The sequence below is a fragment of the Streptococcus oralis subsp. tigurinus genome (assembly GCF_002356415.1).
GTDB lineage: Bacteria > Bacillota > Bacilli > Lactobacillales > Streptococcaceae > Streptococcus > Streptococcus oralis_F.
Map to the genome: position 1 here is coordinate 684,299 of NZ_AP018338.1, position 12,013 is coordinate 696,311.

Consider the following 12,013-nt stretch of genomic DNA (forward strand, 5'->3'; position numbering starts at 1 on the left):
TATTGTTAAGATAAAGGAGTTTTCAAGATGAAAAATAAATGGTTATTAAAATCAGTTAGATATAGTGTTCTCGCATTCTTTCTATTACTGATTCAGTTATCGCAAGGAGTAGATGCAGATACTATCTCTGCAGGTTCGGGCAATCGTATCCATTTCATAAATACTAAAGCAAAATCTGGAAGTGATGCCATCCTTCTGGAAAGTAATGGTCATTATGCTTTGATTGATATGGGAGAAGACTATGATTTCCCTGATGGGAGTGACCCACGCTATCCAAGCCGCTGGGGAATTTCCATGAGAAATAATCAAGTATTGGAAGATCGCTTGATTCGCCACCTGGATCAAATAGGTGTAAAAAAATTAGATTTTATTCTAGGAACTCATGTCCATAGTGACCATATTGGTGGAGCGGATGAAATACTCAATCGATATCAAGTCGGTAAGTTTTATTTGAAAAAATATTCAGATGATCGGATCACCTCACACTGGGGACTTTGGGATAATCTTTTTAATTATGATAATGCTTTGAGAGCAGCTCAAAGACGCGGAGTTACTCTTATTCAGAATATTTCAGATGAGGATAGCCATCTAAAATTAGGTGATATGGATATCCAACTCTATAACTATAAGAATGAATATGATGCTGATGGGAATCTGAAAAGAGTTCGAGATGATAACTCCAACTCCATTGTTTCAGTGGTGACTGTGGCAGGAAAGAGAATCTATCTTGGTGGAGATTTGGATAATGCTGAGGGAGCAGAAGATAAGTTAGGTCCAGTTATCGGCAAGGTTGATATGATGAAATGGAACCACCATTATGATGCGACAATTTCAAATACGATTAATTTCCTTGAAAACTTATCACCAAAAATGGTTATTCAGACAACTGGTGGAGATATTAATGTTGCTTCAACCAGAGAATACCTTCAGAAGAAAAATATTCAGGTTCTGCATGCCGCTAGCCAAACTCAAGACGCTACCGTTTTTGATATTAGCGATAAAGGATTTGCTAATGTTTCAAATACCTTCCCTGATATCCCTGTAGTTGACGAAAAATGGTATCAAGAAGATGGTTATTGGAAATATCGTTTGACTGACGGAGAAATGGCTATCGGCTGGAGAGAGATTGGCGGAGCCACTTACTTCTTTAACGGAAAGGGACAAATGCAAGCAGGTCGCTGGCTTCATCTTAACGACGACTGGGGAGAAAATGCCAAAGGGAATGATTACTATCTGAACCAAAATGGTAAAATGCAAACTGGTGGTTGGTTCAAACTAGATGACTCTTGGTATTATATCCAATCAAATGGTGCTAGACGATTTAGCGAGCTCTCTGAAATTGGAGGGAAAAAGTATCTCTTTGCGGCAGATGGGAAGATGCTAACAGGACATCAAGTCTATAATGGCAAGAAGATGTTCTTTAGCGAAAGTGGTGCACTCCAAGCAGCAGGTAAGCCTTCAACTTGGCAAAAGATTAATTCAGATTGGTATTTCTATGATGAGGATGGGCTAAAGACTGTCGGTAAAAAGAATATTAATGGAAGCACGTACTACTTTAATCAAGAAGGTGTCATGCAAACAGGCTGGGCCTTTGTTGATGGTCACTGGAACTATTTTGCAAGTTCTGGAGCTATGAAAACCGGCTGGGTCAAGGATCAGGAAACATGGTATTATTTGGATAAAGATGGCATCATGTTAACTGGAAGCCAAGATATTAATGGTGTCCGTTACTATTTGAATGCCAGTGGTGCCATGCAAACAGGCTGGGCCTTTGTTGATGGTCACTGGAACTATTTTGCAAGTTCTGGAGCTATGAAAACTGGTTGGGTCAAGGATCAGGAAACATGGTATTATTTGGATAAAGATGGCATCATGTTAACTGGAAGCCAAGATATCAATGGTGTCCGTTACTATTTGAATGCCAGTGGTGCCATGCAAACAGGCTGGGCCTTTGTTGATGGTCACTGGAACTATTTTGCAAGTTCTGGAGTTATGAAAACTGGTTGGTTGAAAGATGGTGAAGCTTGGTACTATCTTGAAGGAAAAGAAGGCATTATGCTGGTCGGCCTTCATCAAGTAGATGGTAAGCAATATTACTTTAGCAAATCTGGTGCCATGCAAACTGGCTGGAAATGGTCTGATAATCATTACCGTTACTTTGAATCAAATGGAGCCATGAAAACTGGTTGGATAAAAGACAAAGGCGTTTGGTATTATCTAAATCCTGAAGATGGTATCATGTTGGTTGGTCTTCATAAAGTAAATGGTGATCATTATTACTTTGATGAATCAGGAGCTATGCAAACGGGTTGGAAACAGCTTGATGGTAATTGGTACTATTTCCAAGCTAATGGTTCTTTGTTGAAGAACGCAACAACACCTGATGGTTACAAAGTAAACGAAGAAGGTATCTGGAAACAGGCTGTTGCTGCTGTAAATAGCGAGGCAGTCAAGCCAGAACAGAAACAAGAAGCTAATTCCTCTATTGTTGAACAACCTAAACAAGATTCAAATCTAGAAGCCAACGCTTCTGAAAAGAAAGAAAACGAATAAAGAAAAAATCCCCTACTGGCAACTAATTTATCAGTAGGGGATTTTTTTAATTTCGTTTTAATTTAGCAAGTAAAAGGTTCAGTGCATAGTGGAGTGTTTTGTCTTTGGTAATAAAGAGGGTCAAGAGGTAATAGATACCACAAGTTGCCACGGTAGAAAGAACCATGAGAATCATATTAAAGTTTACTGTGTAGGAATTGATTTGGAAAATCATCTTGAAAATATAGAAGATTGGGATAAAACCAAGGGATATGAGGCTATAACGTGTTAAGGTTATAAAAATTTCTTTTAAACTAATCAGTTGGTGTTTCTTGATAAAATGAATTTCAAGTAAAACAACGATAGTTTCTGCGATAATGGTCGTAGCGATGTAATACTCAGGTGCAAAAATATTATTGAAATACAAGATGCTATTTAATAGTATATTGGCACCACCACCAAGGAAGTAGAAGGCAGTTAAGCGATTTTCATGGTCGTTGATAAAGATAATCTGTTTACCAAGAATCAACTCAATAGCCCAAATGATGGTACGAAAAGCGAAGACGCTAGTTACGATACCCGCTTCAAGATATTTTTCAGAAGAATAAATAACAGTTGCGTACCGTCCCAATATCATAATCCCGATACTAGTTGGAACCATAAGGAAATAGAATAGGGATGCCGCTTGATTCACGAGATAATTATAGGACTTGTAATCCTTTTTCCCGAGATAGTAGCCGAGGCGTGGAATACTGACGTTGATAGCTCCACTCAAGACACTGGCAATCAGCATGACGATACTATAGGCAATTGTATAGTAGGAAATATAGTTCTCATCCGGTCCCTTAGTGATAAACATTCTATCTAGCAGGGTATAAAGCATATTAGCGTTCGTTAAGAGAAGCATAGTAAAGAGTGGTTTAGAAGCTTTAGCTAATTCGACGAAACCGATCTTAACAAAAGAAACTTCTCTCTTAATCCAAAGAAAACTGAGCAGGTAGTTGAGGACAGTGGTCGCTGTCATAACGATAGCATAAGGAACGATATCATCTGCCGTTTTAACGAAGGCGAAGATAGCGACCAGCATGGTAATTCGAATAATTAATGTTTTATAGAGGATGAAGGCATAGTTTTCATAAGCTTCGTTCATCCATTCGATATTGAGAAATTGGAAGAGTGCTTGAGCCCCTAGGATGTAGTAGAGGACCTTCAGATTCTCAATGCTGGTGTCAAAGAAGATAATGAGGAAGTAGATACCTGTCGTCAGGAGAGAGGTAAAAACCGAGATATAAAACAACTTAGAAAAGACGTAGTTGATTTTATTCTTGTCATCCTTGACCTTACTGATAGCTCGAATCCCGTAGTTGTATATTCCAAAGGCAGCTAGTGGAATAACGAAACTTGCCCAGGTATTGGCTGTATTGAAATAACCGTAATTGGATTTGCTGAGAATCCGCGTCAGATAAGGATTGGTTATCAGTGGAAAAACGATATTGAGAATATTGACCAGCAAACTGGCCAAGGCATTTACTTTTATATTTTTCATTGAACTTTCTTTCTTAAATCTAAAATCATATCTAGTATTATATCACATTCTCGCTTCATTCTTTTGATAAAATCGTAAAAATCTAGTATAATAGATAGACTGAAAGTATGAGGTTACTAGATATGAAGATGAAACAAATCAGTGATACAACACTAAAAATCACGATGACTTTAGATGATTTGATGGACCGAGGAATGGAGATTGCAGACTTTCTCGTTCCTCAGGAAAAAACCGAAGAGTTTTTCTATGCTATTTTAGATGAGTTAGAGATGCCAGACAATTTCTTGGATAGTGGCATGCTAAGTTTCCGTGTGACACCAAAACCTGATAAGGTGGACGTCTTTGTGACCAAGTCCAAGATTGACCAAAATCTGGATTTTGAAGATTTGGCGGATCTACCAGACATGGAAGAATTAGCCCAAATGTCGCCAGATGAATTTCTCAAAACCTTGGAAAAGAGTATTGCAGAGAAAACCAAGGACGATATTGAGGCCATCCAATCTCTAGAGCAGGTCGAAGCAAAGGAAGAAGAGCAAGAGCAGGCAGACAAGGAGACTGAGAGTAAGAAAGAACCTTATATCTACTATATCCTGCGTTTCGTAAATCTTGCTGACCTAGTTGCTTTTGCAAAGACGGTTAACTACCAGATGGAAACCTCTGAACTCTATAAGATGAATGGACACTATTATTTGACAATCTTAGTCGATGTGGAAAATCATCCAAGTCCATATCCAGCCTGGCTCTTGGCTCGTATGCGTGAATTTGCAGATGATAGTGACATCAGTCGTTCAGTTTTGCAGGAGTATGGGCAAATCTTGATTAATCACGATGCAGTTCTCGGTCTGCAAAAGATTCGTTCATAATTTTTAAAATCAATTTTCATTTATCAGGAAAGACGAATCTTGGGATTCGTTTTTTCTTTTCTAGACCGAAATAGTGATTTACTATAATAGGAATTTTCATAAAATTCTGTTATAATGGCTATATCAGAAAATTTCTAGGAGACAAACATGACAGTTAAAATTGCTTTACTTGGATTTGGTACCGTTGCAAGTGGCGTGCCTTTCCTCCTAAAGGAAAATGGAGAAAAAATCGTTCAGTCAGCTCATTCAGAGATTCAAGTAGCCAAGGTATTGGTCAAGGATGAAGATGAAAAGAACCGCTTGCTTGCAGCAGGAAATGACTTTAACTTTGTAACCAATGTAGACGATATTTTATCAGACAAGGACATTACTATTGTAGTGGAATTGATGGGGCGTATCGAACCAGCTAAAACCTTTATCACTCGTGCCTTAGAAGCCGGGAAACACGTTGTTACTGCTAACAAGGACCTTTTGGCTGTTCATGGTGCAGAATTGTTAGAAATCGCTAAAGAGCATAATGTAGCACTTTACTATGAAGCAGCAGTAGCTGGTGGGATTCCAATTCTTCGTACTTTGGCAAACTCATTGGCTTCTGATAAAATCACGCGCGTTCTTGGTGTCGTTAACGGAACTTCTAACTTCATGATGACCAAGATGGTGGAAGAAGGCTGGTCTTATGATGATGCTTTGGCTGAAGCACAAAGGTTAGGTTTTGCAGAAAGCGATCCTACAAATGACGTGGATGGGATTGATGCAGCCTACAAGATGGTGATTTTGAGCCAGTTTGCTTTTGGTATGAAGGTTGCCTTTGACGATGTAGCCCACAAGGGAATCCGTAACATCACACCAGAAGACGTAGCTGTAGCCCAAGACCTTGGCTATGTAGTGAAATTGGTTGGTTCTATCGAGGAAACTCCTTCAGGTATTGCTGCAGAAGTGACTCCAACCTTCCTTCCTAAAGCACATCCACTTGCCAGTGTGAATGGGGTAATGAACGCAGTCTTTGTGGAGTCTATCGGCATCGGTGAATCGATGTACTACGGACCAGGTGCGGGTCAAAAACCAACTGCAACAAGTGTTGTAGCAGACATTGTCCGTATCGTTCGTCGCTTGAATGATGGTACTATTGGTAAAGACTTCAACGAATATAGCCGTGAATTGGTCTTGGCTAATCCAGAAGATGTCAAAGCTAATTACTACTTCTCAATCTTGGCTCCAGACTCAAAAGGTCAGGTCTTGAAATTGGCTGAAATCTTTAATGCTCAAGATATTTCCTTCAAGCAAATCCTCCAAGATGGCAAAGAGGGTGACAAGGCGCGTGTAGTGATTATCACTCATAAGATTAATAAAGCACAACTTGAGAATGTTTCAGCTGAGTTGGCCAAAGCTTCAGAATTTGACCTCTTTAATACCTTCAAGGTGTTAGGAGAATAGGATGAAGATTATTGTACCTGCAACCAGTGCCAATATTGGGCCAGGTTTTGACTCGGTCGGTGTAGCTGTTACCAAGTATCTTCAAATTGAGGTCTGTGAAGAACGGGATGAGTGGTTGATTGAACACCAGATTGGTAAATGGATTCCCCATGACGAGCGTAATCTCTTGCTTAAGATTGCCTTGCAAATTGCACCTGACTTGCAACCGAGACGCTTGAAAATGACCAGTGATGTTCCCTTGGCGCGTGGTTTGGGTTCTTCTAGCTCGGTTATCGTTGCTGGGATTGAACTAGCTAACCAGCTGGGCAAGCTCAACTTATCTAACCACGACAAATTGCAGCTGGCGACCAAGATTGAAGGGCATCCTGACAATGTGGCTCCAGCTATCTATGGTAATCTTGTTGTTGCGAGCTCTGTTGACGGAGAAGTTTCTGCTATCGTAGCAGACTTCCCAGAGTGTGATTTTTTAGCTTATATTCCCAACTATGAACTGCGTACCCGAGACAGTCGTGGTGTCCTTCCTAAGAAATTGTCCTACAAGGAAGCTGTTGCAGCTAGTTCTATCGCCAATGTGGCCGTTGCAGCCTTGTTAGCAGGAGATATGGTGACTGCTGGGCAAGCAATCGAGGGGGACCTCTTCCATGAGCGCTATCGTCAAGACCTAGTGAGAGAATTTGCGACGATTAAGCAAGTAGCCAAAGAGAATAGTGCCTATGCAACCTATCTCTCTGGTGCCGGACCGACAGTTATGGTCTTGGCTTCTCACGACAAGATGCCGAAGATTAAGGCAGAATTGCAAAAGCAGTCTTTCAAAGGCAAACTTCATGATTTGAAAGTTGACACCCAAGGTGTCCGTGTCGAAACAAAGTAAAGAAATAGAAGATAGGATGGGGAAACTCTTGAACAGAGGGCTTCCTATCCTTTTTTTGAAAAAAAGTCTAGTTAAAAACTTGATAAAGGAGAAATAAAGATGTCAGAAATTTATCTAGCAGGTGGTTGTTTTTGGGGCCTAGAGGAGTATTTTTCACGAATTTCTGGAGTGCTAGCAACCAGTGTCGGCTACGCTAATGGCCAAGTCGAAACGACCAATTACCAGTTGCTCAAGGAAACAGACCATGCAGAGACTGTTCAAGTGATTTATGATGAGAAGGCAGTGTCACTCAGAGAGATTTTGCTTTATTATTTCCGTGTTATTGATCCCTTGTCTATTAACCAACAAGGGAATGACCGTGGTCGCCAATATCGAACGGGGATCTATTATCAGGATAAAGCAGACTTGCCAGCTATCTACACAGTGGTGCAGGAGCAGGAGCGTATGCTGGGTCGAAAGATTGCAGTAGAGGTGGAGAAACTTCGCCACTACATTTTAGCAGAAGACTATCATCAAGACTATCTCAAGAAAAATCCTTCAGGTTATTGTCATATCGATGTGACGGATGCTGAGAAGCCATTGATTGACGCCTCTAACTATGAAAAGCCTAGTCAAGAGGTGTTAAAGGAAAGCTTAACTGAAGAGTCTTATCGTGTTACGCAAGAAGCTGCTACAGAGGCTCCATTTAGTAATGCTTATGACCAAACTTTTGAAGAGGGAATTTATGTAGACATCACGACAGGGGAGCCACTCTTTTTTGCTAAGGATAAGTTTGCCTCAGGTTGTGGTTGGCCAAGTTTTAGTCGTCCGATTTCTAAGGAGTTGATTCACTATTACAAGGACCTGAGCCATGAAATGGAGCGAATCGAGGTTCGTTCTCGGTCAGGAAATGCTCACTTGGGTCATGTTTTCACAGATGGACCTCAGGAATTAGGTGGCCTGCGGTACTGTATTAATTCTGCATCCTTGCGCTTTGTAGCCAAGGATGAGATGGAAGAAGCAGGATATGGCTATCTATTACCTTACTTAAACAAATAATACTCTTCAAAAATCTCTTCAAACTACGTCAGCGTCAGCTTGGATTATATATGTGACTGACTTCGTCAGTTTTATCTACAACCTCAAAGCGTTGCTTTGAGCAACCTGCGGCTAGCTTCCTAGTTTGCTCTTTGATTTTCATTGAGTATAAAACTGAGAGGGTGGGCGCTTCCCACTTTCTTCATTTCCAGAATATGAATAGAAGAGATTTATGAAACATTTACTATCTTACTTCAAATCCTATATCAAGGAATCCATTTTAGCACCCTTGTTCAAGCTACTTGAAGCTGTTTTTGAGCTCTTGGTTCCCATGGTGATTGCTGGGATTGTTGACCAGTCCTTGCCCCAGAGAGATCAAGGGCATCTCTGGATGCAGATTGGCCTGCTCCTTATCTTTGCAGTGATTGGCGTTTTAGTAGCCTTGATTGCTCAATTTTATTCAGCAAAGGCAGCGGTAGGTTTTGCCAAAGAATTGACAGACGATCTTTATCGTCATATTCTTTCTTTACCCAAGGACAGCAGAGACCGTTTGACAACTTCTAGCTTGGTGACTCGCTTGACTTCGGATACCTACCAGATTCAGACTGGTATCAATCAATTCCTGCGTCTCTTTTTACGAGCGCCTATCATCGTTTTTGGTGCTATTTTTATGGCCTATCGCATCTCAGCTGAACTGACTTTCTGGTTCGTGGTCATGGTTTTCATTTTGACTCTTGTCATTGTAGGACTCTCTAGACTGGTCAATCCTCTCTACAGTGATCTCAGAAAGAAAACAGACCAACTGGTTCAAGAAACGCGCCAGCAATTACAAGGGATGCGAGTTATTCGTGCCTTTGGACAAGAAAAACGTGAATTACAGATTTTTCAAACCCTTAACCAAGTTTATGCTAGATTACAAGAGAAAACAGGTTTCTGGTCTAGTTTATTAACACCTCTGACCTATCTGATTGTGAATGGAACTCTCCTCGTCATCATCTGGCAGGGCTATATTTCGATTCAAGGAGGTTTACTCAGCCAAGGTGCTCTCATTGCCCTTATCAACTATCTCTTGCAGATCTTGGTGGAATTGGTCAAGCTAGCTATGTTGATCAATTCTCTCAATCAGTCCTATATCTCAGCTAAGCGAATCGAGGAAGTCTTTGCTCAAGCTCCAGAACACATCCATTCAGAGTTAGAACAAAAACAAGTTACCAGCAATCAGGTTTTACAAGTTCAAGAACTGACCTTTACCTATCCTGATGCAGCCCAGCCTTCTCTAAGAGATATTTCCTTTGATATGACTCAAGGGGAAACCCTTGGTATCATTGGGGGAACGGGTTCGGGTAAGTCAAGCTTGGTGCAAGTCTTACTTGGTCTTTATCCAACAGATAGAGGAAGCATTTCCCTTTATCGAGATGGATCTAGTCCTCGTAATTTGGAGGAATGGCGGTCATGGATTGCCTACGTGCCCCAAAAGGTCGAACTCTTTAAGGGAACTATTCGTTCCAACTTGACTCTGGGTTTTAATCGAGAGGTGTCTGACCAAGAACTCTGGCAGGCCTTGGAAATCGCGCAAGCTAAGGATTTTGTCAGTGAAAAGGAAGGACTCTTAGACGCCCTAGTTGAGGGAGGAGGGCGAAATTTCTCAGGCGGACAAAAACAAAGGCTGTCTATTGCACGTGCAGTCTTGCGCCAAGCTCCATTTCTCATCCTAGATGATGCGACCTCGGCCCTCGACACCATTACCGAGTCCAAGCTTTTGAAAGCTATCCGAGAAAATTTGCCAAATACAAGCTTAATCTTGATTTCTCAACGAACCTCAACTTTACAGATGGCAGACCAGATTCTCCTCTTGGAAAAAGGGGAGCTCCTAGCTGTTGGCAAGCACGAGGAATTGATGCAAACTAGTCAAGTCTATCGCGAAATCAATGCATCCCAACATGGAAAGGAGGACTAGCATGAAACGACAAACCGCAAATCAGACGCTCAAATGTTTGGCCATAGATTTAGCAAGCGATCCCTTCCTCCTTTTCCTAGCCTTTCTAGGAACTATTGCCCAAGTTGGCTTATCAATTTACCTACCTATCTTGATTGGACAGGTCATTGACCAAGTTCTAGTGGCTGGTTCTTCACCAGTTTTTTGGCAAATTTTCATCCAGATGATCTTGGTAGTCATAGGAAATACTCTGGTACAATGGGCCAATCCTCTCCTTTATAATCGTCTAATTTTCTCTTATACCAGAGACTTGCGAGAGCGAATCATTCATAAGCTCCATCGTTTACCGATTGCTTTTGTGGACCGGCAGGGCAGTGGAGAGATGGTCAGTCGTGTGACCACAGACATAGAACAGCTGGCAGCCGGCTTGACCATGATTTTCAATCAATTTTTCATTGGCGTTTTGATGATTTTGGTTAGTATTCTAGCCATGCTCCAAATTCACCTCCTCATGACCCTCTTGGTCTTGCTGTTGACGCCCCTGTCCATGGTGATTTCACGCTTTATTGCAAAACGGTCTTATCATCTCTTCCAGAAACAAACAGAGACCAGGGGGATTCAGACTCAGTTGATTGAAGAATCGCTTAGCCAGCAAACTATTATCCAGTCTTTCAATGCTCAGACAGAGTTTATCCAAAGACTGCACGAGGCGAATGCCAACTACTCAGGCTATTCTCAGTCAGCTATCTTTTATTCATCAACGGTTAATCCTTCGACTCGCTTTGTCAATGCGCTCATTTATGCCCTTCTTGCTGGAGTGGGAGCCTATCGTATCATGATGGGGTCCACCTTGACCATTGGGCGTTTAGTGACTTTTTTGAATTACGTCCAACAGTACACCAAGCCCTTTAATGATATTTCTTCAGTACTAGCTGAATTGCAAAGTGCTCTCGCTTGCGCAGAGCGCGTCTATGCTGTCTTAGAAAGTCCAGAGGTGGCTGAAACAGGTAAGGAAGTCTTGACCAGTGACCAAGTCAAGGGAGCCATTTCCTTTAAACAGGTCTCTTTTGGCTACAATCCTGAAAGGATCTTGATTAAGGATTTGTCTATCGATATTCCAGCTGGTAGTAAGGTGGCCATCGTTGGTCCGACAGGTGCTGGTAAATCAACCCTCATCAATCTCCTCATGCGTTTTTATCCCATCAACTCGGGAGATATCTTGCTAGACGGTCACTCGATTTATGACTATACCCGAGCATCATTGAGACAGCAGTTTGGCATGGTGCTCCAAGAAACCTGGCTCAAGCAAGGGACCATTCATGACAATATTGCCTTTGGCAAACCGGATGCCAGTCGAGAGCAGGTGATTGCTGCTGCAAAAGCAGCCAATGCCGACTTTTTCATCCAACAGTTACCCCAAGGCTATGATACCAAACTGGAAAATGCAGGTGAATCTCTCTCTGTCGGTCAGGCTCAGCTTTTGACCATCGCGCGTGTTTTTCTAGCTATTCCCAAAATTCTCATCCTAGACGAGGCGACTTCCTCTATCGATACACGGACAGAAGTGCTGGTACAGGATGCCTTTGCCAAACTCATGAAGGGGCGAACAAGCTTTATCATTGCCCACCGCTTGTCTACCATTCAGGATGCGGATCTGATTCTAGTCTTGGTGGATGGTGATATCGTGGAGCATGGCAATCATCAGGATCTCATGGCCCGAAAGGGCAAGTACTACCAAATGCAAAAAGCGGCAGCATTTAGCTCTGAATAAGTCATTCCTATCCATTTTAAAATATTAATGACACTAAAAGTTG

The 12,013-nt window shown here is 41.6% G+C and carries 8 protein-coding genes; 7 read left to right on the forward strand and 1 reads right to left on the reverse strand.

Going from position 1 to position 12,013, the window contains the following annotated elements; all coding sequences use genetic code 11:
• Positions 1–27 precede the first annotated feature (27 nt).
• Positions 28–2,553: an MBL fold metallo-hydrolase gene (locus STO1_RS03460; RefSeq protein WP_096421983.1), complete on the forward strand. Its 2,526-nt coding sequence runs from the start codon at positions 28–30 to the stop codon at positions 2,551–2,553.
• A 46-nt stretch (positions 2,554–2,599) separates the two neighbouring features.
• On the opposite strand, the gene STO1_RS03465 is transcribed toward STO1_RS03460, so the two are convergent.
• The gene (locus STO1_RS03465; RefSeq protein ID WP_000789711.1) at positions 2,600–4,078 is read right to left on the reverse strand and encodes an oligosaccharide flippase family protein; all 1,479 of its coding nucleotides are present in this window, start codon (positions 4,076–4,078) and stop codon (positions 2,600–2,602) included.
• 122 nt (positions 4,079–4,200) lie between these two features.
• On the opposite strand from STO1_RS03465, the gene mecA reads away from it, so the two are divergent.
• From mecA to STO1_RS03495, 6 genes are all read left to right on the forward strand, one after another.
• Positions 4,201–4,941 carry an adaptor protein MecA gene (gene mecA / locus STO1_RS03470; RefSeq protein WP_084881745.1) on the forward strand — a complete coding sequence of 247 codons (741 nt, stop codon included), beginning with the start codon at positions 4,201–4,203 and terminating at the stop codon, positions 4,939–4,941.
• A 147-nt stretch (positions 4,942–5,088) separates the two neighbouring features.
• Positions 5,089–6,375 carry a homoserine dehydrogenase gene (locus tag STO1_RS03475; protein WP_096421985.1) on the forward strand — a complete coding sequence of 429 codons (1,287 nt, stop codon included), beginning with the start codon at positions 5,089–5,091 and terminating at the stop codon, positions 6,373–6,375.
• 1 nt (position 6,376) lies between these two features.
• Positions 6,377–7,246: a homoserine kinase gene (gene thrB, locus STO1_RS03480; RefSeq protein WP_096421987.1), complete on the forward strand. Its 870-nt coding sequence runs from the start codon at positions 6,377–6,379 to the stop codon at positions 7,244–7,246.
• Positions 7,247–7,345: 99 nt separating this feature from the next.
• Positions 7,346–8,284 (forward strand): peptide-methionine (R)-S-oxide reductase MsrB, encoded by a 939-nt coding sequence (gene msrB, locus STO1_RS03485; RefSeq protein WP_070534598.1) that lies wholly within the window; start codon positions 7,346–7,348, stop codon positions 8,282–8,284.
• Between the two features lie 211 nt (positions 8,285–8,495).
• Positions 8,496–10,220 (forward strand): ABC transporter ATP-binding protein, encoded by a 1,725-nt coding sequence (locus tag STO1_RS03490; protein ID WP_096421989.1) that lies wholly within the window; start codon positions 8,496–8,498, stop codon positions 10,218–10,220.
• A gap of 1 nt (position 10,221) precedes the next feature.
• Entirely contained in the window at positions 10,222–11,970 is a 1,749-nt protein-coding gene (locus tag STO1_RS03495; protein WP_096421991.1) for an ABC transporter ATP-binding protein, read from the forward strand.
• Positions 11,971–12,013 lie beyond the last annotated feature (43 nt).

Excerpts from the sequence above, each read along its gene's own strand:
- STO1_RS03490 (WP_096421989.1), top strand. The coding sequence starts at position 8,496 with ATGAAACATTTACTATCTTACTTCAAATCCTATATCAAGGAATCCATT.
- STO1_RS03495 (WP_096421991.1), top strand. The coding sequence starts at position 10,222 with ATGAAACGACAAACCGCAAATCAGACGCTCAAATGTTTGGCCATAGAT.
- msrB (WP_070534598.1), top strand. The coding sequence starts at position 7,346 with ATGTCAGAAATTTATCTAGCAGGTGGTTGTTTTTGGGGCCTAGAGGAG.
- mecA (WP_084881745.1), top strand. The coding sequence starts at position 4,201 with ATGAAGATGAAACAAATCAGTGATACAACACTAAAAATCACGATGACT.
- thrB (WP_096421987.1), top strand. The coding sequence starts at position 6,377 with ATGAAGATTATTGTACCTGCAACCAGTGCCAATATTGGGCCAGGTTTT.
- STO1_RS03465 (WP_000789711.1), bottom strand. The coding sequence starts at position 4,078 with ATGAAAAATATAAAAGTAAATGCCTTGGCCAGTTTGCTGGTCAATATT.
- STO1_RS03475 (WP_096421985.1), top strand. The coding sequence starts at position 5,089 with ATGACAGTTAAAATTGCTTTACTTGGATTTGGTACCGTTGCAAGTGGC.
- STO1_RS03460 (WP_096421983.1), top strand. The coding sequence starts at position 28 with ATGAAAAATAAATGGTTATTAAAATCAGTTAGATATAGTGTTCTCGCA.